General features: G+C 67.0%; 22 protein-coding genes and 1 pseudogene. 9 read left to right on the plus strand and 14 right to left on the minus strand.

The features are described from left to right. Positions 1-45: 45 nt before the first annotated feature. From QM748_RS17400 to QM748_RS17415, 4 genes and pseudogenes are all read right to left on the minus strand, one after another. Entirely contained in the window at positions 46-441 is a 396-nt protein-coding gene (locus tag QM748_RS17400) for a CstA-like transporter-associated (seleno)protein (protein ID WP_415248258.1), read from the minus strand. Then, positions 434-2491, minus strand: a complete 2058-nt coding sequence (locus QM748_RS17405; RefSeq protein WP_415248259.1) for a carbon starvation CstA family protein — start codon at positions 2489-2491, stop codon at positions 434-436. Before QM748_RS17405 ends, QM748_RS17400 begins: the two co-directional genes overlap by 8 nt. A gap of 215 nt (positions 2492-2706) precedes the next feature. After that, a pseudogene (locus QM748_RS17410) lies at positions 2707-4345 on the minus strand (methyl-accepting chemotaxis protein). A 141-nt stretch (positions 4346-4486) separates the two neighbouring features. Further along, positions 4487-5431, minus strand: a complete 945-nt coding sequence (locus tag QM748_RS17415; RefSeq protein WP_415248260.1) for a ribose-phosphate diphosphokinase — start codon at positions 5429-5431, stop codon at positions 4487-4489. Positions 5432-5744: 313 nt separating this feature from the next. Here QM748_RS17415 and QM748_RS17420 point away from each other — a divergent pair, with 313 nt between their 5' ends. Both QM748_RS17420 and QM748_RS17425 read left to right on the plus strand, forming a co-directional pair. Further along, positions 5745-6302: an MORN repeat-containing protein gene (locus QM748_RS17420; protein WP_415248685.1), complete on the plus strand. Its 558-nt coding sequence runs from the start codon at positions 5745-5747 to the stop codon at positions 6300-6302. A gap of 484 nt (positions 6303-6786) precedes the next feature. After that, entirely contained in the window at positions 6787-7305 is a 519-nt protein-coding gene (locus QM748_RS17425; protein WP_415248686.1) for a C13 family peptidase, read from the plus strand. 11 nt (positions 7306-7316) lie between these two features. Here the strand turns inward: QM748_RS17425 and nudC are convergent, their stop codons facing one another. From nudC to QM748_RS17445, 4 genes are all read right to left on the minus strand, one after another. After that, positions 7317-8288 carry an NAD(+) diphosphatase gene (gene nudC, locus QM748_RS17430; RefSeq protein ID WP_415248261.1) on the minus strand — a complete coding sequence of 324 codons (972 nt, stop codon included), beginning with the start codon at positions 8286-8288 and terminating at the stop codon, positions 7317-7319. Positions 8289-8304: 16 nt separating this feature from the next. Further along, positions 8305-9528, minus strand: a complete 1224-nt coding sequence (locus tag QM748_RS17435; RefSeq protein ID WP_415248262.1) for an exo-beta-N-acetylmuramidase NamZ domain-containing protein — start codon at positions 9526-9528, stop codon at positions 8305-8307. Beyond that, entirely contained in the window at positions 9528-10160 is a 633-nt protein-coding gene (locus QM748_RS17440; protein ID WP_415248263.1) for a DOMON-like domain-containing protein, read from the minus strand. The genes QM748_RS17435 and QM748_RS17440 overlap by 1 nt, the downstream gene beginning before the upstream one ends. 100 nt (positions 10161-10260) lie before the next feature. Then, the gene (locus QM748_RS17445; protein WP_415248264.1) at positions 10261-11103 is read right to left on the minus strand and encodes a mechanosensitive ion channel family protein; all 843 of its coding nucleotides are present in this window, start codon (positions 11101-11103) and stop codon (positions 10261-10263) included. A 173-nt stretch (positions 11104-11276) separates the two neighbouring features. Here QM748_RS17445 and QM748_RS17450 point away from each other — a divergent pair, with 173 nt between their 5' ends. Next, positions 11277-12602 (plus strand): tryptophan--tRNA ligase, encoded by a 1326-nt coding sequence (locus QM748_RS17450; protein WP_415248265.1) that lies wholly within the window; start codon positions 11277-11279, stop codon positions 12600-12602. A 108-nt stretch (positions 12603-12710) separates the two neighbouring features. On the opposite strand, the gene QM748_RS17455 is transcribed toward QM748_RS17450, so the two are convergent. Next, complete coding sequence (locus QM748_RS17455) at positions 12711-13730, minus strand: sulfate ABC transporter substrate-binding protein (protein ID WP_415248266.1); 1020 nt, start codon at positions 13728-13730, stop codon at positions 12711-12713. A gap of 193 nt (positions 13731-13923) precedes the next feature. Between QM748_RS17455 and QM748_RS17460 the strand changes: the two genes are divergently transcribed. After that, complete coding sequence (locus QM748_RS17460; RefSeq protein ID WP_415248267.1) at positions 13924-15570, plus strand: fatty acid--CoA ligase; 1647 nt, start codon at positions 13924-13926, stop codon at positions 15568-15570. A gap of 142 nt (positions 15571-15712) precedes the next feature. On the opposite strand, the gene QM748_RS17465 is transcribed toward QM748_RS17460, so the two are convergent. Genes QM748_RS17465 through QM748_RS17480 form a run of 4 tightly spaced genes read right to left on the minus strand, consistent with a single transcriptional unit; the run spans position 15713 to position 19612 of the window. Further along, positions 15713-16609: an ATP-binding cassette domain-containing protein gene (locus QM748_RS17465; RefSeq protein ID WP_415248268.1), complete on the minus strand. Its 897-nt coding sequence runs from the start codon at positions 16607-16609 to the stop codon at positions 15713-15715. Between the two features lie 37 nt (positions 16610-16646). Next, entirely contained in the window at positions 16647-17438 is a 792-nt protein-coding gene (ssuC, locus tag QM748_RS17470; RefSeq protein WP_415248269.1) for an aliphatic sulfonate ABC transporter permease SsuC, read from the minus strand. Between the two features lie 13 nt (positions 17439-17451). After that, the gene (ssuD, locus tag QM748_RS17475; RefSeq protein ID WP_415248270.1) at positions 17452-18627 is read right to left on the minus strand and encodes an FMNH2-dependent alkanesulfonate monooxygenase; all 1176 of its coding nucleotides are present in this window, start codon (positions 18625-18627) and stop codon (positions 17452-17454) included. A gap of 28 nt (positions 18628-18655) precedes the next feature. Then, a complete protein-coding gene (locus QM748_RS17480) occupies positions 18656-19612 on the minus strand; it encodes a sulfonate ABC transporter substrate-binding protein (protein ID WP_415248271.1) in 957 nt (318 codons plus the stop codon). A 337-nt stretch (positions 19613-19949) separates the two neighbouring features. On the opposite strand from QM748_RS17480, the gene QM748_RS17485 reads away from it, so the two are divergent. The 4 genes from QM748_RS17485 to QM748_RS17500 all read left to right on the plus strand — a co-directional run bounded on the left by QM748_RS17485 (position 19950) and on the right by QM748_RS17500 (position 22790). Next, positions 19950-20498 carry a cytochrome b gene (locus tag QM748_RS17485; protein WP_415248272.1) on the plus strand — a complete coding sequence of 183 codons (549 nt, stop codon included), beginning with the start codon at positions 19950-19952 and terminating at the stop codon, positions 20496-20498. A gap of 31 nt (positions 20499-20529) precedes the next feature. After that, entirely contained in the window at positions 20530-21087 is a 558-nt protein-coding gene (locus tag QM748_RS17490; protein WP_415248273.1) for a YceI family protein, read from the plus strand. 43 nt (positions 21088-21130) lie between these two features. Beyond that, positions 21131-21709, plus strand: coding sequence for a YceI family protein (locus tag QM748_RS17495; RefSeq protein ID WP_415248274.1), 579 nt, complete (start codon positions 21131-21133; stop codon positions 21707-21709). A gap of 235 nt (positions 21710-21944) precedes the next feature. Beyond that, positions 21945-22790, plus strand: coding sequence for an EAL domain-containing protein (locus QM748_RS17500; protein ID WP_415248275.1), 846 nt, complete (start codon positions 21945-21947; stop codon positions 22788-22790). Between the two features lie 151 nt (positions 22791-22941). Here the strand turns inward: QM748_RS17500 and QM748_RS17505 are convergent, their stop codons facing one another. After that, a complete protein-coding gene (locus tag QM748_RS17505; protein ID WP_415248276.1) occupies positions 22942-23823 on the minus strand; it encodes an EAL domain-containing protein in 882 nt (293 codons plus the stop codon). 192 nt (positions 23824-24015) lie between these two features. On the opposite strand from QM748_RS17505, the gene QM748_RS17510 reads away from it, so the two are divergent. Then, the gene (locus tag QM748_RS17510) at positions 24016-25146 is read left to right on the plus strand and encodes a trans-sulfuration enzyme family protein (RefSeq protein WP_415248277.1); all 1131 of its coding nucleotides are present in this window, start codon (positions 24016-24018) and stop codon (positions 25144-25146) included. The last annotated feature ends 98 nt before the right edge of the window (positions 25147-25244 follow it).

A 25244-nucleotide genomic window follows, 5' to 3' on the forward strand; every position in this document is an offset into this window, starting at 1 on the left:
CCGGTCATCCGGGGCCGCCGTTTTTGTGTCGCCGTTGCGCTGTCTTCAGCAGGGGCAGCGGCTGCCGCTGCGTTCGGCGCTGGGGAAGCGCGCCTCGAGGCAGTAGCGGTAGAACTCCTCGCGGGTGAAGGGCGTCGCTTCCGGGTGGCGCGAGCGCATGTGGTCCAGGTAGTACTCGTAGTCGTGGATGCCGATCACGAGACGGCAGGTCTGCACCACTTTCCGCGCTGCGTCGCGCAGGCCCGAAAGCCAGTTCGAGCCCAGGCTGTAGCGCTCGAACTCGGCTTCGGACATCGGCACGGCATCAGCCTGCTGCGCGCGCATCTCGGCGACGTAGCGCGCATAGGCGTCGTCCAGTTCCGCGGCGGCCCCGTCGGCCGCGGCCGGCGCCTCGGCGGCGCCGGCCGACTTGCGGCCGGTGAGGTAGGAAAGATCAAGCACGGGCGGGCTCGGAGTGATAGGCCGGCGCCACTTCGTTCGCCGTCGGCTTGGAACTGGCGAGCGCCTTGCGGATGTTGATGACCACCGCCACCAGCATCACCACCGCCACGATCATGAAGAAGCCGCACAGCGCCGCGTTGATCTGGTTGTTGAAGGCGACGCGCCCCATCTCCTCGATGCTCTTGGCCGGCGCCAGGATGGTGCCCTGGGCCGCGGCTTCGTTGAAGCGGTTGGCCAGCGCGAGGAAACCGACCTTCGGGTCCGGGCTGAAGATCTTCAGCCAGCCGGCGGTCATCGTGGTGATGAGCAGGAACGTGGTCGGCACCACCGTCACCCAGGCGTAGCGCTCCTTCTTCATCTTGAACAGCACGGCGGTGCCCAGCAGCAGCGCCATCGCGGCCAGCATCTGGTTGCCGATGCCGAACAGCGGCCACAGCGTGTTGATGCCGCCCAGCGGATCGACCGTGCCCTGATAGACGAAATAGCCCCAGCCCGACACCGCCACCGCCGTGCCCAGCAGGTTGCCGGCCAGGCTGCGGGTCTGGCTCATGCCGGGGATGAAGGTACCGGCCAGATCCTGCACCATGAAGCGGCAGGCACGCGTGCCGGCATCGACCGCGGTGAGGATGAACAGCGCCTCGAACAGGATCGCGAAGTGATACCAGAACGCCATCATCGCCTTGCTGTTGAACAGGTCGGTGATGATCACCGCCATGCCCACGGCGAAGGTGGGGGCGCCGCCGGCGCGCGACAGGATGCTGTGTTCGCCGACGTCCTTGGCCATCTGGGCGAGGATTTCCGGCGTCACCGTGAAGCCCCAGCCGTTGATCACCTGGGCCGCGGATTCGACCGTGGTGCCGATGACGGCGGCCGGCGAGTTCAGCGCGAAGTAGATGCCCGGGTCGAGGATCGTCGCGCAGATCATCGCCATGATGGCGACCAGCGACTCGCCGATCATCGCGCCGTAGCCGATCACGCGCATGTGCGATTCACGCTCGACCAGCTTGGGCGTGGTGCCCGAGGACACCAGCGCGTGGAAGCCGGAGATCGCGCCGCAGGCGATGGTGATGAACAGGAAGGGGAACAGGCTGCCGGAGAACACCGGGCCGGTGCCGTCGATGAACTGGGTCATGGCCGGCATCTTCAGGTCGGGCAGCGAGATCAGGATGCCGATCGCCAGGCCGATGATCACGCCCAGCTTCAGGAAGGTTGACAGGTAGTCGCGCGGCGCCAGCAGCAGCCATACCGGCAGCACCGAGGCGACGAAGCCGTAGATCACCAGTGCCAGCGTCAGCTGCGGGCCGGTCATGGTGAAGAACGGACCCCAGTATTCATGGTGGGCAATGTCCTCGCCGAAGATGATCGCGGCCATCATCAGCACGAAGCCGATCACCGAAATCTCGGCGATGTGCCCCGGGCGGATGAAGCGCATGTAGACACCCATGAAGATCGCGATCGGGATCGTCGCCGCGATGGTGAAGGTGCCCCACGGGCTTTCGGCCAGTGCCTTGACCACCACCAGCGCCAGCGCCGACAGGATGATGATCATCACCCCCAGCGTGCCCAGCATGACGACCACGCCGGCGAAGGAGCCGAGCTCCTGCTTGGCCATTTCTCCCAGCGAACGGCCGTCGCGGCGGGCCGAAATGAACAGCACGAGGAAATCCTGCACCGCGCCGGCCAGCATCACGCCGACCAGGATCCAGATGGTGCCGGGCAGGTAGCCCATCTGTGCCGCCAGGATCGGGCCGACCAGCGGGCCGGCGCCGGCGATGGCGGCGAAGTGGTGGCCGAACAGCACCCACTTGTTGGTCGGCACGTAGTCCAGGCCGTCGTTGCGTCGCACGGCCGGCGTCATGCGCCGGTCGTCCAGTTCGAACACCTTCTCGGCGATGAACTTGCTGTAGAAGCGATAGGCGATGGAATAGCACGAGACTGCTGCCAGGATCAGCCATGCGGCGTTCACATGCTCTCCCCGGCTCAGGGCGAGCATGGCGAACCCCGCCGCGCCGACAAGGGCGACAAGTAGCCAGACCAGTTTGGAAATCATGAGGATTCTCCAGATGCTGCGGCGGCACCGGGTTTGCGGGTGCACTTGCGTGCGCAAACAAACGAAGGGCAGAGGCGAACCACGGTGCTCCACTGGGGGTGGGTGGTGTTGTTTTGTGCGCCCGGGCGTCGCCGGGCCGGCTTATTCTATGCCCCGCGGATGCCTTTGTCTGCTGCCTTGGCCTGGTTGTATCTGGAGGGGTTGGCGGTGCCGCTTCAGAGGCTGAAGCGGCTGACATTGCCTTGCATCTGGCGTGCCATGGCGCGCAGGCTTTCGGCCGAGTGCGAGCTTGCCGTGGTGACGCTGTGGATCTGCTCGGCGTTGCTGGCGATCTGTTCCACGCTGCGGGCGACCACGGTCGAGGCCTCCGACTGTTCGCGCAGGGCGAGGTCGATGTCGCCGATCAGTTCGGAAACCCGGCGTGCGATCGAGAGCAGCGACTCGATGCTGCTGCCTGCATCGCGGGCATGCGTCACGCTGCGCTCGACGGCCGCCACGCCTTCATCGATGCGCGTGACCACTTGGCGGGTGGATTGCTGGATGGTGTCGACCATGGTGGTGATCTCGCCGGTCGATTGGGTCGTCCGTTCCGCCAGCTTGCGCACCTCGTCGGCCACGACCGCGAAGCCGCGGCCTTGCTCGCCTGCACGCGCCGCCTCGATCGCGGCATTGAGCGCGAGCAGATTGGTCTGGTCGGCGATGTCCTTGATGACATTGACGATGGCCGAGATCTTCTTCGACTCCTCGGCAAGGCTGCCGATGCCGTCCGATGCCGTCCTGACGACAGCCGAAACCTGGTCGATGTCCTGCTCCAGCTTGCGCAGCACTTCACGGCCTTCGCGCGCCTTGGTGTCGGAGTCGCGCGCTGCGGCGCTGGCTTCGTTGGTGCGGCTCGCCACTTCGCTGATCGATACCGTGACTTCCTCGACGCTCGCGGCAATGTTCGATGCTTCCGAGCTCTGGGCGTTGACGCTGGCTTCGAGTTCGTTTCACGCCCTTGCTGAGCTCTTCGGCGGAGGCGGATAGCTGGGACGAAGCATCACGTGTCTCGCCGATGGTCACACGCAGTGATTCGCGCATGGCATCGATGGCGCCCATCAGCGTACCGATTTCATCCGTGCTGGCCGCGGCGTGGTCGCCAGCGGTTTTTCCCAGGCGGCCAGCGGCGATTCCGTTGGCGACGGCGACGGCATGCTGCAGGCGGGCGGTGATCCGCCGCGCCAGCAGGATGGAAACCAGACCGGCGACGAGGGTACCGAGCACCAGCGCGCCGATTGCCATCCGCTTCGCATGGCTGGCGGCCTGGGCGATTGCCTGGCGCTGCGCATCGGCCTGGTCGTTGGCATGTTTCAGCAAGGCGGTGGTGGCCGAGGCGACCTGCGTGCCGGCGGCGAACCACTCGGTGCGCTGCAGCTGCATGGCTTCGTGTTCCTGGCCACTCTTGACCAGTGCCACCGCTTTCATCACCGTGTCGCGATAGCCAACTTCGGCCTTGGCGAAGTTGTCGAGCAAGCCGCGGGCCTGAGGGTCCGTGGCGAGCTTGCGGTATTCCTCGATGGCGCGGCTCAGCTTGTCATCGATATCCACCAGCGACTGTTCGGTTTTGTCCCGCTCGGCGGCTGTTCCGGCGAGCATGAATTCCAGGCTGCGGATGCGGTAGCGCATCCGGGCCTCGCTCATGCCGGCAGTCTGCGTCAGTGACGGCAGGGTGTGATTGGACATTTCGTCCGCGAGCCTGTCCATGCGTTCGATCTGCACATAGCTGATGACGATCGCCGCGATGAGGAGGCCACTGGAGATGACGAAGTTGAAGATCAGCTTCGTCCGCAGGCTGAGGCTGTCGAACCAGTTCATGATGTTCTCTGAGGTCGGGGGAGGGGCGAGGGTACGTACCGGGACTTATCGGCACGCCCCGCCGGATACTGAAGGCCTGTCCGGAAAATTCGTCCCGAACAGCGAGCCCCATGTGATCCGGCCTCGGAGAACCGCGTCAGCTCATTCGAACAGCGCCCCCACGCTCTGGCCGCCATGGATGCGCTCGATCGCCGCGGCGAACAGCGGCGCCACGCTCAGCGAGGTGATCTTAGGCAGGCGCTTGTCCTGCGTCAGGGCGACGGTGTTGCTGACCACCACCGAGTCGATCGGCGCGTCGCGCAGGCGTTCGATGGCCGGGCCGCACAGCACGCCATGCGTCGCGCCGGCATGCACGCTGCGTGCGCCGGCGGCGCGCAGCGTCCCGGCCGAGGACACCAGCGTGCCGCCGGTCGAGATCTCGTCCTCGAAGATCACCACGTCGCGTCCTTTCACGTCGCCCACCACTTCGCCATGCTTGACGTCGGTGTCGCTGACGCGGCGCTTGTCGATGATCGCCATCGGAATGCCCAGCCGCTCCGAGAAGCGGCCGACGCGCTTGGCGCCGCCGGCGTCGGTCGCCACCGCGACCATGTTCGACAGGTCGTGGTGGCGGCGGAAATGCTCGGCGATGGTCGGCACCGCGGTCAGGTGGTCGACCGGCACGCTGAAGAAGCCATGCACCTGGTCGGCATGCAGGTCCATCGTCAGCACGCGGTCGGCGCCGGCGGTCTTCAGCATGTCGGCGATCAGGCGGCCGGTGATCGAGATCCGCGGTGCGTCCTTCTTGTCCGAGCGGGCATAGGAGTAGTAGGGAATCACCGCGGTGATGCGGCGGGCCGACGCGCTGCGCATGGCGTCGAGCGTGATCATCAGTTCCATGATGTGCTCGCTCACCGGTTCGGTGAAGGACTGCACCACGTACACGTCGCGCTCGCGCACGTTTTCCTCGATCTGCACACGCAGGTTGTCGTTGGAGAAGCGTGAGATGTCGAGCTGGCCGGGGCGGATGCCGAGCCGCTGGCAGATTTCGCCGGCAAGTTCCCGGCTGGCATTGCCGGCAAAGATCTGGAGGCCGTGGTTGATCACGGGATTTCTCGCTTATGTGAGTGGCTGGGGAAGGCGCAGGGCATGCGCCGGCGCGCCTTTTTTACTCCGACTCGGGTCTTGGGGGAAGGGGGGCGGCGGCGTAGGATGCCGGCTGAGCCGATTTTCCAGCCAGGTCTTGCCGATGTCCGTTTCGTTTGCCGCAGCCGTTCCGCTTGCCTCGCCTCCGGCCCGGCCGGCGCCTTTTCGCCGTTCGGTATTGTCCGGCCTGCTCCTGGCCGCCTTGCTGTCCGCTGTCATGCCGGTGAGAGCGGACGATGCGGTGACGCCGGATGGCGGCGTCTATCGCGGTGGCATGCGCGACGGCAGGCTGCATGGACAGGGGCGCATCGAATGGCGCAACGGCGCCTATCGCGAAGGCGCTTTCGTCGAAGGACTGTCGCACGGCAAGGGCGTGGCGGCCGGCGCATCGGGCTGGCGCTACGAAGGTGGTTTCGACAACGGCCTGATGCAGGGCAAGGGGCGCATGCGCTTCGCCGACGGTTCGGAATACGAGGGTGAATTCCGGGCCGACGAGTTCGACGGCAAGGGGCGGTACGTCCGTGCCAATGGAGAGGTCTATGAGGGCGGCTTCAGGAAGGGCCGCTTCCATGGCGAAGGCCGCCTGGAACTGGCCGACGGCCGCGTTCTACATCGGCCGCTTCGAGGACGACGAACCGGTCGGCAGCATGCTGGTCATCCACGACGACCGCCGCTACGAAGGCGGGCTCGCCGACTGGGAGCCGGAGGGCGAGGGGCGCTTCACCGACGCCCAGGGCAATGTCTTCGAAGGCACGTTCGTTGCCGGCGCGCTCACCGGCAAGGGCAAGGCGAGCATGAAGAACGGTGCCCGCTACGAAGGCGACTTCGATAACTGGCGCTTCCATGGCCAGGGCGTCTTCCGCAATGCCGATGGCGACGAATACCGCGGTGGCTTTGCCTGGGGGCTGTACGACGGCGAAGGCACGATGACATATGCCAGGCCGAAGCCGGACGGGCGCACGCGCGACAGCGGCACCTGGCGGCGCGGCAAGCTGTACGACCCCGCGGCGGAGGCGCTGCGCCTGCGCAACGTCGAAACCGCGCTGTATTCGCAGCCGGCCCTGCTGGAGCGCCATCTGCAATCCCTGCAGCCGCAGGACCCGGCGCGCATCGACCTTTATCTGCTGGCGGTGGCGGGCGACGGCAGGGAAGAAGTGTTCCGTCGCGAGGTGGAGTTCGTGCGCGGCCAGTTCGACCGTGACTTCGGCACGGCCGGCCGCTCGCTGGCCCTGGTCAACAGCCGCAGCAGCGTCGATGCCGTGCCGCTGGCGACCCGGACCAGCCTGCGCCAGGCGTTGCGCGCAGTGGCGGGCCGGATGGACGTGGAGCAGGACATCCTGTTCCTGTTTCTGACCAGCCACGGTTCCGAAACGCATGAATTGACCTTCAAGCTCGCCGGCATCGACATGCCCGACCTGCCGGCGGCGGCGCTGGGCGAGATGCTGCGCGAGAGCGGCATCCGCTGGAAAGTGGTGGTGGTGTCGGCCTGCTATTCGGGCGGCTTCGCCGATGCGATCGGCGACCAGGGCACGCTGGTCATCACCTCCGCGCGCCACGACCGCACTTCATTCGGCTGCGCCGACGACAACGACTTCACCTATTTCGGCCGAGCCTACTTCAAGGAATCGCTCGTGCCCGGGGTGTCCTTCATCGACGCCTTCGACAAGGCGAGCGGGCTGGTGGAGACCTGGGAGCGCGAGGACGTCGCCGGCATCCAGGGCGAAGGCGGCAAGGGTGGGCAACTGGCGGAAGAAGAGCATTCCCGCCCGGTGATCGTCGCGCCGGCGCCGATCCGCGAGCAACTGCGGCGCTGGAAGGCGCAGCCGGCGCGGTAGAGCCAGCTGCACTACCGCAGCAAGGCTTCGCCTTCATCCACGAAGGCCCGCATCAGGTGATGCGCAATCGCATACGGCAGCGGCGCCGACAGGCCCTGGGCATGGGTGCCGGCCAGCATGTCGGCCACTTCGGCGCGGCTGAACCAGCGGGCGTCGTCCAGTTCGGTGGTGTCGATGGTGATGGCCGTGCCCTGCGCCTGGGCGAAGCAGCCGATCATCAGTGACGACGGGAAGGGCCAGGGCTGCGAGGCGAAGTAGCGCACCGCCGAACAGGGCACGCCGGCTTCTTCGAGGATTTCGCGGCGCACCGCGTCCTCGATCGTCTCGCCCGGTTCGACGAAGCCGGCCAGCGTCGAATACATGCCGGTCGCAAAGCGCGGCTGGCGGCCGAGCAGGCAGCGTTCGCCGTCGATCGCCAGCATGATCACCACCGGATCGACGCGCGGGAAATGCTGTGCGCCACAGTCATCGCAGTCGCGCCGCCAGCCGCCCGATACCATGCGGCTGGGCGAACCGCACTGGGCGCAGAAGCGGTGACGGCGGTGCCAGTCCAGCACTGCCTTGGCGCCGCCGAGCTCGCCCAGCAGCGCGTGGCCGAGTTCGCCCCGCATCGCCACCGTGCGCAGGCTGCGCAGTGCCAGCCCCGGCAGGCCGGCGACGGCCTCGGCCAGCCCGGCGCCGAAATCCAGCGCGAACAGAGCCGCGCCGTCGGGCAGGCGGCCGAGGAAGACTTCGCAGACCGGCTCATGCTGCCCCGGCGGCAGCGCCGCCTGCAGCGCCGCCAGTTGCGGCACGGAGAACACGGCGTCGCAGGCCATGTCCCGCTGCATCAGCAAGGGTTCGTCGCCGCCATGGATGACGAAGCGCGTATCCGCCGCCTGCCGCGCCCGGCGTACGTAGTCCTCGTCCTGGCGCTTGTCGGACTGGCGGTCCAGCGGGTTGAAGCCGAAACCGATGGCGGCGGAGCGGTCGTATGCGTGCATGGGAATAACGGAGCGTTCAGGCGGGATAGAGTAGGAAAGGCTGGCGGGCCTCGATCCAGCCGGCTTCGTCGGCGCGCGCCGGGCCGTCGAGATCGGCCGCCGCGGCGGCGGGATCATCCACCCATTCGCGCAGCAGCGGCGAGCCGTTGATGAGATCGATCGCCAGGCGCTCGAATTCATATTCGTAGCCGAAGTCGCGCCACAGCGGGTAGTCCGGCCACAGCCGGCGGATGGCCTTGAAGGCCAGCGCCTGCAAGCGCCACGGACGGAAGGCGGCATGGTCGTAGTGTGCAGGGTCTTCGACGTGGATCTGCACGCCGTTGCACAGCTTGCCGGCGTGCTTGTGGAAGGTCGGCTCGAACCAGCAGTCGCGCAGCACGCAGCCGCGCAGCCAGTCGGGCGCGAGCGCGCGCATCTCGGCGATGATGGCGCGGGCGTCGAGGTCGGGGGCGCCGAACAGCTCCAGCGGGCGGGTGGTGCCGCGGCCTTCGGACAGCGTCGTGCCTTCCAGCATCACGGTGCCGGCATAGGCGCGCGCCATCGACAGGTTGGGGGCGTTGGGGCTGGGGTTGATCCAGCTGCGCTCGCCCAGCGGCCAGCCGTAGCCGGGCGTGGCGTCGGGCTGCCAGCCTTCCATTTCGATCACCTGGCAATCGACGTCGAGCTTCAGCGTGGTCACGAACCAGCGCGCCAGTTCGCCCATCGTCAGGCCGTGGCGCATCGGCAGCGGGCCGGCGCCGACGAAGCTCTCCCAGCCTTCGCGCAGCAGCGTGCCTTCCACCGGCCGGCCGGCGGGGTTGGGGCGGTCGAGCACCCATACCGACTTGCCGTGGCGTGCGGCTTCCTCGAGCACGTAGCGCAGCGTGGTGATGAAGGTGTAGATGCGGCAGCCGAGGTCCTGCAGGTTGACCAGCAGCACGTCGAAGCTGTCCATCATCGCCGCGGTGGGGCGGCGCACTTCGCCGTACAGGCTGAACACCGGGATGCCGTGCAGCGGATCGGTGTAGTCGGGCGACTCGGCCATGTTGTCCTGCTTGTCGCCGCGCAGGCCGTGCTGCGGGCCGAAGGCGGCGGACAGGCGGAGGTCGGGCAGCTTGGCGAGGGCGTCGAGCGAATGCTCCAGCCCGCGCGTCACCGAGGCGGGGTGGGCGAGCAGGCCGACGCGCCGGCCGGCCAGCGGGCGGCGCAGCGCGGCATCGGCCAGCAGGCGGTCGAGGCCGAAACGAACCGCCGTGCCCATCAGCGCTTCCCATCCACGTCGGCAGCCCAGGTCTTCAGGGTCAGCACGAAGCCGTTGCGGGCGTGGAAATCGGGCTGCGGCGCAGGATGGCTCACCGCCCAGTATTCGAGTTCGCCGTCGCTGCGTTCGATGACCGCGGCCAGGCCGATCTCGAGATCCGTGCCGGGCGGCACCGCCGGCAGTGCGGCGGCAGGCACGCGCGCTTCCAGCCAGGCAGCGTCGCCGTCCTGTTCGAAGCGGAGCTGCGGCTCGGCTTCGGTATGCCAGCCGGTGTCGCGCTCGCGCGGAGCGCTGAAGTCGTAGATTGCCCACTGGCCGGATGGCGAGAAATTGAATTCGCGGTATCCCGGTTCGCCCTGCACGCCGACGAAGGCTTCGAAGCAGGTGTGTTTCCACAACTCGTCCGCGGCGCCGGGCGCGGTTGCGGGCGGGATGCGCAGGGCGCCGAGGCGGCTGTCTTCGAGCTTGAACTCGAACACCGCGCCGCCTTCGGGCGGGGCGTACATCGTGGCGAGCAGCATGCCGACCGGTGGGGTGTGGTCTACGGAGGTGGCCGGAGCCGTCGAGGAGTGGGGGCGCAGGCCGATGGTGATGGTCGGCACGCGGGGGCGTTCGGGTGTGGGCAGGCTCACGATGGGGTCGGTGGATGTGGAAAGAGAAACGACCGGGGGCGGCGCCCCCGTTTTGTGCAGGTGCAATGGTAGCCGGTTCGCCGTGTGGCTGGCGGGCCGCTCAGGCGCTCTTCTGCGGGTCGGGCACTTGCACGAGGCGCTGGTGCATGTCCATCTGCGGGTAGGGGATGGTGATGCCGTTTTCGTCGAAGGCGATCTTCAGTTTTTCCTTCAGGTCGGACATCGTCGCGAAGTGGTCGGCGGTGGCCACCCAGGGGCGCACGTGCAGGTCCACGCTGTGCTCACCGAGTTCGGCGACGCCGACGAAAGGTGCGGGATCGGCAAGCACCCGCGGGTCGTCCTTCAGCACCTGGGCGATGATCGCCTTCACCTGCCGGATGTCGTCGTCGTAGCTGATGCGCAGCTGCAGGTCGATGCGGCGGGTCGGGCGGGCCGAGTAGTTGGTGATCACGCCGGCATAGATCGCGCCGTTGGGGACGATGATCTCGCGGTTGTCGGCGGTGCGGAAAGTGGAACTGAAGATGTTGATCTTCTCGACCACGCCCGAGGTGCCGCCGGCCTCGACGAAGTCGCCGGCCCTGAAGGGGCGGAACACGATCAGCATCACGCCGGCGGCAAAGTTCTTCAGCGAATCCTGCAGCGCCAGGCCGACCGCCAGGCCGGCGGCACCGATCAGCGCCACCAGCGAAGTGGTATCGATGCCGAGGCGGTTCAGCGCGGCGACGACGACGACCAGCAGCAGTACGCCCTGCAGGATCGACAGGATGAAGTTGATGAGGATGGCGTCGAGACGCGCGCGCGTCAGCAGCCTGCGCGCCACCGCGACGATGCCGCCGGCGATCCAGCGGCCGATGACGAAGGTGCCGACGGCCAGCAGCAGGTTGATGCTCCAGGGCAGGGCGTAGGTCTGGATCCAGTCGAGATGGGCCAGTCTGTCGAGCATGGGCGTCGAGTCCTTTTTGTTGTCCGGAGAGGTCGCTTGCCTCTGTCCTCGGGGGCGGCAGCCTTGCCGCAGGGGCCTTACCTTATCGCAGGCCTGCGTCGGGCGCACGTTACAAGCGGTGTGCAGAAGCCGTTAAACTCGCGGTCTTTGTCCCGTTTCCGCCGGAGCGATCCATGTCCGCCAGCAAGCCTTCCGTCCAGCGCGTCCTCACCGGCATCAAGCCCTCGGGCACGCCCCACCTCGGCAACTACGCCGGCGCCATCCGCCCGGCCATCGCCGCCAGCCGCCAGGCGGGGGTGGAGAGCTTCTACTTCCTGGCCGACTACCATGCGCTGATCAGCACCACCGACCCGCTGCGCGTGCAGCGCTCGACGCTGGAGATCGCCGCCACCTGGCTGGCCGCCGGCCTGGACACCAAGCACGTCTGGTTCTACCGCCAGTCCGACATCCCCGAGATTCCCGAGCTGACCTGGCTGCTGAGCTGCGTCGCCGGCAAGGGCCTGTTGAACCGCGCCCACGCCTACAAGGCGGCGGTGGACAAGAACACCGCCGAAGGCGTCGATCCGGACGCCGGCGTGAACATGGGCCTGTACATGTACCCGGTGCTGATGGCCGCCGACATCCTGATGTTCAAGGCGCACATGGTGCCGGTCGGGCGCGACCAGATCCAGCACATCGAGATGGCGCGCGACATGGCCGGCAGCTTCAACCACCTGTACGGCGAGCACTTCGTGCTGCCCGAGGCGGCCATCGACGCCTCGGTCGCCACGCTGCCGGGGCTGGACGGGCGCAAGATGAGCAAGAGCTACGACAATACGATTCCGCTGTTCTGCAGCCCGGCGGAACTGAAGAAGGTGATCTACGCCATCGTCACTGACTCGAAGGCCCCCGGCGAGCCCAAGGACGCCGACGGTTCCGCGCTGTTCGAGCTCTACCAGGCCTTCTCCAGCGCCGAGGAAACGCGCGCGATGCGCACCGCGTTCGAGGAAGGCATCGCCTGGGGCGAAGCCAAGCAGGCCTTGTTCGAAAAGATCGAGGCCAGCGTGGCGCCGATGCGCGAGAAATACGAGGCCCTGGTCGCCGACCCGTCGCAGATCGAGAAGCTGCTGCTCGAAGGCGCGGCCAAGGCGCGCGCGATCGCCACGCCCTTCATCACCGAACTGCGCCACGCCGTCGGCCTGCGCAACCTGTCCGACATCGCCCGCCCGGCGGCTGCGGCGGAAAAGGCCAAGGCCGCGCTGCCGCAGTTCAAGCAATACCGCGAGGCCGACGGCCGCTTCCACTTCAAGCTGGTCGATGCCGGCGGCGACCTGCTGCTGCAGGGCGAAGGCTTCGCCTCGCCGCGCGACGCCGGCACGGTGGTGTCGGCGCTGAAGCAGGGGGCCGCCTTCGAACTGAAGGGCGATGTGCTGTGGCTGGACGGCGCGAAGGTCGCCGTATTGGCTGAAGGCGTGGATGAGGCTGCGCTACGCGCGGCGCTGGATGCGTTTGGAGAGTGATGCCTCGCCCCCCGTCGATGCCATGTATCGATCGGGGTAAGGCAAACAACCAAGAGGCCGTCGGCGCGGCGGCCGGGCCTTGGCCCGGCATTGTTGCTGCCGCAGCGTTCAGCGCTTCTCGATGATCTGATCGTAGACACCGCCGTCGGCGAAGTGCGTCTTCTGCACCGCCGGCCAGCCGCCGAGCTTCTCATCGACGGTGAAGGTGCGGATCGGCGGGAACTTGTCGGCGTTCTGCGCCAGCACCGCGGCGTCGCGCGGGCGGAAATTGTGTCTGGCGATGATCGCCTGGCCTTCGGGCGAGAACAGGAACTCGAGGTAGGCCTCGGCCGCCTTCACCGTGCCGCGCTTCTCCGTCACCGACTTCACCACCGCCACTGGCGCCGAGGCGTCGATCGACAGCGAGGGATAGACCACGTCGAACTTGCTGTCGCCGAGCTCGCGGGCGATCAGGATGGCCTCGTTCTCGAAGGTCACCAGCACGTCGCCGACGTCGCGCTGGGTGAAGGTGGTGGTGGCGCCGCGGCCGCCGCCGTCCAGCACCGGCACGTTGGCGAACAGCTTGCCGACGAACTCGCGCGCGCCGGCGTCGCTGCCGCTCTTGTCGAGCGCGTAGCCCCAGGCCGCCAGGTAGGTGTAGCGGCCGTTGCCCGAGGTCTTGGGGTTGGGCACGATCACCTGCAGGCCGGCGCGGGCGAGGTCGTCCCAGTCCTTGATGTTCTTCGGATTGCCCTTGCGCACCAGGAAGACCGACGTGGTGGTGTAGGGCGTGGCTTCGTGCGGAAAGCGCTGGCGCCAGTCCGCCGCGACCAGGCCGCCGCGTTCGACCAGGATGTCGATGTCCGGCGACTGGTTCATCGTCACCACGTCGGCATCGAGGCCGGCCGCCACCGACAGCGCCTGCTTGCTCGAACCGCCGTGCGACTGGTTGACTGTGACGGGCTCGCCGCCCCGGGTCTTCCAATGCGCGGAAAACGCAGGATTGATGTCCTTGTACAGCTCGCGCGAGACGTCGTAGGAAACGTTCAGCAGCGTGATGTCGGCGAGTACGGCGGATGCCGACAGCGACAGGGCGAGGGTCGCCAGGAGGCGGCGGACGGCTTTCGGTTGGCGGGAAGAAGTGCTCACTGCGGGCTCCGGTAGGCTGATGGGATGCCGGCGAGTCTAGGGATGGCGCACTTGCAGCGGAAATAATGAAACCAGCGTTGCTTATTCGTTTTTCTGCTATCGGCCGGCGAAAGCGGCGATTGGCAGCGGGAGACATCGTCCATAGAATCATCCGCGCAATACATACAAAAACGACTTTCCGGAGACCTCGCCGATGCCCGCCGAATCCATCAAGCTCACGCCGTCGGCCTATGCCTATCCGCTGCTGATCAAGCAGTTGCTGCATACGCCGCTGGCGACCGCCGCCGATCAGGAAATCGTCTACCGCGAGCTCCATCGCCAGACCTATCGTGATCTCGCCGCCCGCATCGGCCGCCTGGCCAATGCGCTGCAGGCCGCCGGCATCAGCGGTGGCAACACCGTCGCGGTGATGGATTGGGACAGCCATCGCTATCTCGAATGTTTCTTCGCCGTGCCGATGATGGGTGCGGTGCTGCAGACGGTGAATGTCCGCCTCTCGCCGGACCAGATCCTGTACACGCTGAACCACGCCAATGCCGACATCGTGCTGGTGAACGCCGAGTTCCTGCCGGTGCTGGCGTCGATCAGGGAGCATCTGGTTTCGGCGAAGAAGTTCGTGCTGATCTCCGACGCCGGCAGCGACGTGGATTCCCACGGGATCGAGTTCACCGGCGAGTACGAGGCGCTGCTGGCGCAGGCATCCAGCGAGTATGACTTCCCCGATCTCGACGAGAACACGCGGGCGACGACCTTCTACACCACCGGTACGACAGGCCTGCCGAAGGGGGTCTATTTCAGCCACAGGCAACTGGTGCTGCACACGCTGGCAGTTGCCCTGCATCTCGCCACCGCGCCGGAGCACAGCCGGCTGCACCGCGGCGATGTGTACATGCCGATCACGCCGATGTTCCACGTCCATGCCTGGGGCCTGCCCTACATCGCGACCCTGCTCGGCGTGAAGCAGGTCTATCCCGGCCGCTATGTGCCTGAGACCCTGGCCCACCTCATCCGCGACGAGAAGGTGACCTTCTCGCACTGCGTGCCGACCATCCTGCAGATGCTGCTGAGCAACGAGGAGGCCGGCTCCGTCGATCTCAAGGGCTGGAAGGTGATCATCGGCGGCGCGGCGATGACCAAGGCGCTCGCCGCCGCGGCGCTGGCGCGCGGCATCGACGTCTTCACCGGCTACGGCATGTCGGAGACCTGCCCGATCCTGACCTTCGGTCAGGGGCCCGGCGACATCGCGGCCGACGATGTCGATGGCCAGGCCGGCCAGCGCATCCGCACCGGCTATCCGGTGCCGCTGGTGGACCTCCGCACCGTCGACGGCGACATGCTCGACGTGCCCCGCGACGGCAAGAGCTCCGGCGAGATCGTCGCCCGCGCGCCGTGGCTGACCATGGGCTACCTGCACAACCCGTCCGCCTCGGCCGAGCTGTGGGCCGGCGGCTATCTCCACACCGGAGACATCGGCGTCATCGACCCGCGGGGCTGCCTGCAGGTCACCGACCGGCTGAAGGACGTGATCAAGACCGGCGGCGAGTGGGTGTCCTCGCTCGAACTCGAGAACATCATCTCCCAGCATCCGGCGGTCGCCGAAGTCGCCGTGGTCGGGGTGCCGGACGACAAGTGGGGCGAACGGCCGCTGGCGATGGTCGTTCTCAAGCCGGGCCAGACGGCCGGCGCCGAAGACATCAAGGCGACCGTCATGAAGGTCGCCGACGCCGGCCACATTTCGCGCTACGCCGTGCCCGACCAGATCCGTTTCGTCGATGCGCTGGACCGCACCAGCGTCGGCGAGATCAACAAGAAAGCCATTCGCCAGAAGCTGGCTTCCTGAGGACTGCCGCAAACCGGGAGCCCATCGCGCCAACGGGCTGCACGTGACGCAAGCCGCCTTGCCCGGTGACGGCTTGCAGACGCGTGCGGCCGCCGATCGACCCCGGTGCTTTCCGGTATGGCGCCGGTGAGCCGGGGCCGGCTCAGGCCGCCCAGCGCCATTGGGGGAAGGGGACAGTGGCAGGGGCTGCCGGCGGCACCTCTTCCAGCGGCGGATGCTGCAATACCCGCCGCAGCAGCCGGTCTTCCAGTGCGGTGAAGCCGGCGCTGGTCCGGTCGCGCGGGCGTTCGAGCGCGATCCGCAGGTCGAGCGCGGTGCAGCCGTCCTCGATCAGCAGTACGCGGTCGGCCAGCGCGATGGCCTCCGAGACGTCGTGCGTGACCAGCAATGCGGTGAAGCCCTGTTCGCGCCACAGGCGTTCGATCAGCGCATGCATCTCGATGCGGGTCAGGGCGTCGAGCGCGCCCAGCGGCTCGTCGAGCAGCAGCAGGCGGGGCTTGTGCACCAGTGCGCGGGCCAGGGCGACGCGCTGGCGCTGGCCGCCGGACAGGCGTGCCGGCCATTCGTCGGCGCGGTCGGCGAGGCCGACGTCGGCCAGCGCGGCCAGTGCCGCTTCGCGCCGCTCCCGCGCCGAGCCGGGCAGGCCGAGGGCGACGTTGTCAGCCACGCTCTTCCACGGCAGCAGGCGTGCGTCCTGGAACATCAGGCGCAGTTCGCCGTGGGTCTCGCGCAGCGCCTGGCCGTCCAGTGCGATGCTGCCTTCGCTCGGCGCCTCCAGCCCGGCCAGCAGGCGCAGCAGCGTGCTCTTGCCGCAGCCGCTGCGGCCGACGATGGCGACGAATTCACCGGCGGCGACGTCCAGGTCGATCGACGACAGCACCGTGCGTTCGCCATATTGCTTGCCCAGTCCGCGCAGCGTGATGGGTACGCCCTTGCCAGGCGAGTGGTTCGATTTCGGTACTGGCCGTACCGACGTAGCGGGCGCGAGTGCGACGCGTTCGTCGAGCTCGGCAAGTTCCTTCAGATTGATGAAGCCCATCGGCTGTTCTCCGGATCGTGAGGATGTGAAGCGCTGCCTAGGCGCCGGCATAGGCGTTGTTCCAGCGCAGCAGGCGGCGTTCGAGCAGCCGGGCAGCGACGTCGGCCAGCTTGCCGAGCACCGCGTATAGCAGGATCGCCAGCACGACGACGTCGGTCTGCAGGAATTCGCGCGCGTTCATCGCCATGTAGCCGATGCCCGAACTGGCGGCGATGGTCTCGGCGACGATCAGCGTCAGCCACATGAAGCCCAGCGAATAGCGCACGCCGACCAGGATGTTGGGCAGCGCGCCGGGCAGGATCACGTGGCGGAACAGCGCCCAGCCCGACAGGCCGTAGGAGCGGCCCATCTCCACCAGCGCGGCATCGACCGAGCGGATGCCGTGGAAGGTGTTCAGATACACCGGGAAGAACACGCCGAGCGCGACGAGGAAGAGCTTGCCGCCTTCGTCGATGCCGAACCACAGGATCACCAGCGGGATCAGCGCCAGGTGCGGCACGTTGCGCACCATCTGCAGCGTGGTGTCGAACAGGTTTTCCGCCACCCGCCAGCAGCCGTTGATCAGGCCGAAGAAGAAGCCGATGCCGCCGCCGATGGCGAAGCCGATCGCGGCGCGGGCGAAGCTGGCCTGCAGATGGGTCAGCAGTTCGCCCGAGCCCGCCAGCGCCCACAGCGCGGCCAGCACTGCGGAAGGGGCCGGCAGGATGCGTGTCGACAGCCAGCCGGTCTGGGCGGCGATCTGCCAACCGGCGAGGATCGCGGCCGGCACCAGCCAGGGGCCGATGCGGCCCGGCCAGCCGGTGCGCGGGGTGTCGTTCGAATGTGCCATGGATGCGCCCCCTTCAGCTCTGCGCTGCCTTGGGGGCCTGGGCGTAGCCGATGATCTCGCCGATCGGCGCGACGCGGCGGCGGGTCGCCTGGTGCGCGTCGTTGGCGGGGGCGTCGCGGCCGGCCACGTTCAGGTGCGGGAACACCAGTTCGGCGAAGCGGTACGCCTCTTCCAGATGCGGATAGCCCGACAGCACGAAGGTGTCGGCGCCCAGCGCGGCGTATTCCTCGATGCGCTCGGCGATGATCTTGCCGTCGCCCACCAGCGCGGTGCCGGCGCCGCCGCGTACCAGGCCGACGCCGGCCCACAGGTTGGGTGCGACTTCGAGCTTGCTGCGGTCGCCGCCGTGCAGTTCGCGCATGCGGCGCTGGCCTTCCGAATCCATCTTGCCGAGCGACTGCTGCGCGCTGGCGATGGTTTCGTCGTCGAGCTGGCTGATCAGTTCGTCCGCCGCCTGCCAGGCCGCGGCCTCGGTTTCGCGCGGGATCACGTGCAGGCGCATGCCGAAGCGCACCTGGCGGCCCTCCTTCTCGGCGCGCCGGCGCACGTCGGCGAACTTGCGCGCCACTTCCGACGGCGGCTCGCCCCAGGACAGGTAAAGCTCGACGTGTCTGGCCGCGGTGTCGTGCGCGCGGTTCGACGAACCGCCGAAGTACAGCGGTGGATACGGCTGCTGCACCGCCGGGAAGAGCAGGCGCGCGTCCTTGACCTTGACGTGCTCGCCTTCGTAATCGACTTGCTCGCCGGCCAGCAGCCGCTTCCAGACTTCGAGAAACTCGTCGGCGTGCTCGTAGCGCTCGTCATGGCCGAGGAAGATGCCGTCGGCTTCGAGGTCAGAGGTGTCGCCGCCGGCCACCAGGTTGATCAGCAGGCGGCCGTCCGACAGGCGGTCGAAGGTCGCGGTCTGGCGCGCAGCGACCGTCGGCGAGGTCGTCGCCGGGCGCAGGGCGACGAGGAACTTCAGCTTGCGGGTGACGGGAATCAGGCTGGACGCCACCACCCAGGCGTCCTCGCAGGCGCGGCCGGTGGGAATCAGCACGCCGCCGTAGCCGAGGCTGTCGGCGGCCTGCGCGATCTGCTTCAGGTAGTCGTGATCCACCGCGCGCGCACCCAGCGAGGAGCCGAGATAGCGCCCGTCGCCGTGGGTGGGGAGGAACCAGAAGATGTCGAGCGGTTTACGTGTGCTCATGATGGGCTTTTCCGATGTCGTGCCGCGTTCAGTGCGCCGGGCGCCATACGACCGAAGCCACGTCGAGCTTCTTCGGGATCAGCTTCAGTTCGGCCAGCGTGTCGGCCATCTGCTGCTGGTGGCGGATCACTTCGTCGCTGAGCGGCTTCACGCCGTAGCCGTAGCGCGACACCGAGACTTCGGCGATCTCGACCGGCAGGCCGATCTGCGGCGCGACGATGGCGGCGGCTTCCTTCTGGTTCCGGCCGACCCATTCGCCGGTCTCGTTGATGGCTTCGAGCGCCGAAGCGAGCACCTGCGGATACTTCTGCGCGAAGGGCCGCGAAGCGATGTAGAAGTTGTAGTTGTTGGCGATGCCGGTGCCGTCGGCCAGGATGCGCGCGCCGATCTGCGCCTCGGCCGCGGCGCCGAACGGGTCCCAGATCGCCCAGGCGTCGAGCGAGCCGCGCTCGAAGGCGGCGCGGGCGTCGGCCGGCGGCAGGTAGGCAACTTCGACATCACCGTATTTCAGGTTGGCGGATTCCAATGCTCTGACCAAGAGGTAATGCACGTTGGAGCCGCGGTTCAGCACCACGCGCTTGCCCTTAAGGTCGGCCAGCGTCCTGATCGGCGAATCCTTCGGCACCAGGATCTTTTCGGCCCGCGGCGCCGGCGGCTCGTTGCCGAAATACACCAGGTCGGCACCGGCCGCCTGCGCGAATACCGGCGGCGTCTCGCCGACCACGCCGATGTCGATGCTGCCGACGTTCAGGCCTTCGAGCATCTGCGGCCCGGCCGGGAATTCGGTCCACGTCACCTTGACGCCTTCGGCCTTCAGGCGTGCTTCGAGATTGCCGCGCGCCTTCACGATGGACAGCGTGGAGCCTTTCTGCCAGCCGATGCGGATCGCGGGCGAATCGGCGTGGGCGAGCGGGGACGACAGGGACAGGGGGAGGGCCGCTGCGGCGAGCAGGCCCTTCAGTGCGGAACGACGAGTGACGATCATGGTCGGATGCCTCGGAATGGAATCAGAAGGGGAGGGGACAGAAAAGCCGGCATTCGCCGCCGGCTGATGGCGCAATGAGGCCACATCGCCGTCCGATCAAGAACGAAGAAAATCCGCGCTGTTTATTCGGCGGGAACTGGATTGCTTAGTGGAATTCGAGCTTTGGAGATGCCGGGGGACTGGGGCTGCTTGAAGAGTGCTCGCTGACTGATTGTTCCATTTTCAGCAACGATGAGTCTTTCATGACCCCCTTTTTCACCAGAGAAGACATGAATAAAGTCGGGTTTCCGCTGCCGCCCGGTTATGGGACAGGGCAAGCCGCCACAGGAATCGAGTCATGACCACACCGACGAACACGCATTACACCGCCACTGCCAAGGCCCTGCATTGGGGCATCGCCGTACTGATCTTCGGCATGCTCGGTCTCGGCTTCTACATGACCGGGCTGCCGCTGTCGCCGGACAAGCTGCAGATCTATTCGTGGCACAAGTGGGCAGGCGTGAGCATTTTCCTGCTCGTGCTGTTCCGCCTGGCCTGGCGTATCGGCCATCGTCCGCCGGCGCTGCCGCAGCACATGGGCACGCTCGAACGTTTTGCCGCGCATGCAGGCCACTATCTGCTGTACGTGCTGATGCTCGCGATTCCGCTGTCCGGCTGGCTGATGAGTTCTGCCAAGGGCATCCAGACGGTATGGTTCGGCGTGCTGCCGCTGCCCGACCTGCTGGACAAGGACAAGGCGCTGGGCGACCTGCTGCAGACCGTGCATCTGAGCCTGAACCTGATCCTGATCGCTGTACTGCTCGGCCACATCGGTGCCGCGCTGAAGCATCATTTCATCAACAAGGACGACGTGCTGACGCGCATGCTGCCGCGCAGTCGTTCGTGATTCCCACCCCGACTCCAGAGGATTGTCCATCATGAAACGTTTCGCAGTCGCGCTGTTCTCGACCCTCGCCTTCACCGCCGCCGCCCATGCGGCCGAATACGGCAAGGTACTGCCCGAGCAGAGCCGGATCGGCTTCGGCTACCAGCAGATGGGCGTGTCGATGGACGGCAGCTTCAAGCAGTTCGACGGCCAGCTCCGCTTCGACCCCGCCGCGCCGGAAGCGGCCTCGGCCGTCGTCGAGGTCGAGCTCGCCAGCATCGACACCGGCAGCGACGAAGGCGACGAGGAAGTCGCAGCCAAGACTTGGTTCAATACCGCGGCCTTCCCCAAGGCGCGCTTCGAATCCACCGGCGTCAAGGCGCTCGGCGGCAACAGCTACGAAGTGGCGGGCAAGCTGACGATCAAGGGCACGACCCGCGACGTCGTCGTCCCCGCGACCTTCGCCGAGCAGGGCGGCACCGGCTTGTTCGACGGTACGCTGACGATCAAGCGCGGCGACTTCTCGGTGGGCGAGGGAGCCTGGAAAGCCTTCGATATCGTTGCCAATGATGTCAGCATCAACTTCCGCATCGCTGCTGCCGCACAATGAGTTGCATGAGTTCCTGTACTTTCCAACCGAGGAGAACCCACCCATGAAGCAAATCGCCAAGCTCGCCGCCGTCCTGGCCGTTTCCGCCGCTGCCGCCACCCCGGTGCTGGCCGCACCGCAGACCTATACCATCGACAGCACCCATACGTTCCCGAGCTTCTCGTACAGCCACTTCGGCATGTCGACCCAGCTCTCGAAGTTCGACAAGACCACCGGCACCGTCACGCTGGACAAGGCAGCCAGGACCGGCGCGGTCGATATCACCATTGACATGAAGTCGGTGAATACCGGCTACGAGACCTTCAACGAGCACATCCAGGACACGGATTTCTTCGATACCGCCAACCATCCGACCGCCACCTTCAAGTCGACCAAGGTCAACTTCGAAGGCGACAAGCCGGTGAGCATCGAAGGCGACCTGACGATCAAGGGCGTGACCAAGCCGGTGACGCTGAAAGTGACGCACTTCGCCAACATGCCGCATCCGATGATGAAGAAGGACGCGATCGGCGCCAACGCCACCACGGTGGTCAAGCGCAGCGAATTCAACGCCGGCAAGTACGCTCCCAATGTCGGCGACGAAGTGACGATCAGCATCACCCTCGAAGCCATCCAGAACTGAGTTCCGTGTCGCGGGCGCCTCTTCGACGAGGCGTCCGTATCGTGATGGCGCTACGGCCGTCGGCCATGCCGGCATCCATGGCGCAAGACCGGCTGATTCCAGTCCGCACATCCCGCCCTAATCGCAGGCGATGGATTCCTAAGCAGTTTTTCTTCGTTCGTTTTCTGCTCCGGATGCATGAGCATCCGACACTCGGTTCCATTCGACCGGACCGGCAGAGAACGGAGGAAGACACATGTCCCGGCAGACACTCTCGCAGCGCCCGCTCGCCGAGCGGGCGCGCGCATTTCTCGACCGCCTGCCGCTCGAACGCGAGGGCGGCAAACAGCTGCGCCGCCTGGCCGAAGGCGGCGTGGTGGGGGATTGGTTCGGCTGCGAACTGTCCAGCGTGTTCCAGCCGATCGTATCGCCGCAGCCCGGCGGCATCGTCGGCTTCGAAGCCTTCCTGCGCATCCTGGGCAGCGGCGAGCGCGCGCTGTCGCCATGGACGCTGTTCTCCGCCAACGCCGATGACGGCCGCCTGGTCGCGCTCGACCGCCTGGCGCGCACCGTCCATGCACTGAACTTCCTGTCCTCGGTCGAAGACGACAGCCTGCTGTTCCTCAACGTCCATGGCCGCTTGCTGGCGGCGGTCGCCGGCGATCACGGCGCGGCCTTCCGCAAGGTGCTCGACGCCCTCGGCCTGCCGCCCGAGCGCGTCGTCATCGAAACCCCGCTCGAAGCCAGCAGCCAGCCCGAACTGCTGGGTTTCGTGCTGCGCAACTACCGCAACAACGGCTTCCAGGTCGCGATCAACGTCGATTCGCCGGCGCAGTGGCAGTCGCTCGTAAGCCGGGTGCCGGCGCAGTTCGTCAAGATCGACGGTGACAGGCTGCTGTTTGCCGACGACTGGCGCAGTCGCCTGGGCTGGGTGGCAGGGCTGCGTGAAGGTGCCACGATCATCGCTACCCGGCTCGAACGCAAGCTCGAAAGTGATTTGCCCGATGGCCTGCTGCTGCAGGGCTATGCGTACGGGCTGCCGGTGCGGCGTGCTGCGATCACGCACGCCGAGCGTTACGTGCTGGAAGGGTTTGCGCGCTGAAAGGACTCTTGTGTGAATGGCTGCCGTAGCGCGTCGGCTCGAGCGCCGGGTTGAACGCCGCAAGTCACGTCCCGCTGACACTCTGCCGTCCCGTAAGACCAAGTTGCGGCATGCTTGGTTAGGGCAGCTATGGTGTCTTGGTCGAAGCCAGTCATGCCGCGACCGGAATGCGATCAGGTTCCGTGTGGCTCGACGTGTTCACTTGTTTTCGCCTGACGATGGGCCTGCAATCCGGTGCCTGCACTCCGAACAGGAAGCCCTGCAGCCAGTCCACGCCGAGCTCCTTCGCCTGCTGCGCGTGCTCGGCGGTTTCGACGTGCTGGGCGGCCACCCGGATGCCGTGGCGGTGCAGTTCGGCAATGAGCTGTGCCGTGCTGCGTGCGACTTGCGATGAAGACTCGACTCGGCCGGACAGGCAGCGGTCGAGCTTGACGATGTCGGGGCCGAGTGCGGCCAGGCGGTCGAGATCGTTCGAATGGCGGCCGAAGTTGTCGATGGCGATGCGGTAGCCTCTTGCCTTGTATCCGGCGATGGCGGCGGCCAGCGGCGCCGGATCGGTGAGGCCATCGTCGGTGAGTTCGAGCACGACCCGGTCGGGCGTCAGACCGCAGCGCGACAGTACGCTCTCGAATACCTGGCCATGCTGTTCGGGCACGGCGCGGATCAGGCGGGGATGGACGTTGAGCCACAGCGTGCCGCCCGCCTGGTCGCGCTGCAGCAGGAAGTTCAGCGCATGCAGGGTGCGGGCCAGGCGGTCGAGGCGCACCAGGTCCGCGTCGGTGCGCGCATCGAGGAAGGCTGCCTGCACGGGGATTGCCGGCCCGTTGTCCGGGCAAATCCGCAGATGGGCTTCATGGCCGATCACGCGGCTGCCGGTGCTGTCCACCAAGGGTTGGAACAGGCTGTCGAGGCGGTAGCCGGCAAAATTGGCGCGGGTACGCTTGCCGTCGAATTCGAGGCAGTCGGCATTGCTGTCGGCAATTGCGAAAGGGCTGTGCTTGTTGAAGTAGTGCACCAGTTCGGTAAGAGGCACGGCAGTCTCCAGGGGCATGCAGGTTCCATCAGTCTAGTGTTGCGACCATAGCGGAGCGAGGCATTCCAGCACACCAAGATTTCATGCAATCGATATGAACGGTTGTGCTGCCGAACTTGGCGGGCACCGGACGAAGCGCTAGCCTTCCGGGTTTGCGGCCGCGTGCCGCAGCCCTACCGACAGGAACCCGACATGCGCTCACTCGAAACGCTCACCGTGCATGGCCTCGGTCAGGTCGCCGAGCCTTACCGCGACATCGTGCCGCCCATCCATCTCGCCACCACCTTCGAGCGCGCGGCCGACGGCAGCTATCCGGGCGGGCGGCTGTACGCGCGTGACGGCAGCCCGGCTTACATCGAGGCGGAAGAGGTGCTGCGCCAGCTCGAAGGCGGAACGCAGGCGCTGCTGTTCGCGTCCGGCCATGCGGCGGCGACGGCGGTGCTGCAGGCACTGGATGCGGGTGAGCGGGTGGTTGCGCCGCATTCGATGTATTGGGCGCTGCGCAAGTGGCTGCTGGACCTGGCCGAGCACGGCCACATCCAGCTCGCCTTCTACGACAACGCCGACCTGGATGGCCTGCGCGCCCAGCTCGCCGCCGCGCCGACCCGCCTGCTGTGGATCGAGACGCCGGCCAACCCGACCTGGGAGGTCACCGACATCCGCGCCGCAGTGGCGCTCGCCCGCGAGCATGGGGCGATGACGGTGGTCGATTCGACCGTGGCGACGCCGGTGCTGTGCCAGCCGCTGGCGCTCGGTGCCGACATCGTCATGCACTCGGCGACCAAGTACCTCAACGGCCACTCCGACGTCGTCGCCGGCGCGCTGGCCACGCGCGCGGATTCGCCGCTGTGGCAGCGCATCCGCGCCATGCGCAACCTCGGCGGCGGCATCCTCGGGCCGTTCGAGGCCTGGCTGTTGCTGCGCGGCATGCGCACCCTGCATCTGCGTGTGCGCGCCGCCTGCGCTAATGCGCTGCGGCTCGCCACCGAGCTCGAAGCCCACCCGGCCATCTCGCAGGTGCTTTATCCCGGGCTGCCCTCGCATCCGGGCCATGCGGTGGCCGCGGCGCAGATGAGCGGCGGCTTCGGCGGCATGCTGTCGATCCGCCTGAAGGACGGCGAGGCCAAGGCCCGCGACGTTGCCGCCCGTGTGCAAGTGTTCAAGCGCGCGACCTCGCTCGGTTCGGTGGAAAGCCTCATCGAGCACCGTGCCAGTGTCGAGGGCGAGGGCACCCGCTGCCCGTCCGACCTGTTGCGGCTGTCGGTGGGTATCGAACCTGCAGACGATTTGCTGGCCGACCTGCGCCAGGCGCTGGCGGGCTGAAAGCGTCGGCGCGCATATCCATATCACTTCTTGTTCGTTGGATATCCGGAGTGCGCCGATTAATCTCGGCGCCTCTCCTCGGCCATGTACGGCCGACG

Origin of the sequence: Thauera sp. (assembly GCF_047601425.1) — a bacterium.
Taxonomy (GTDB): domain Bacteria; phylum Pseudomonadota; class Gammaproteobacteria; order Burkholderiales; family Rhodocyclaceae; genus Thauera.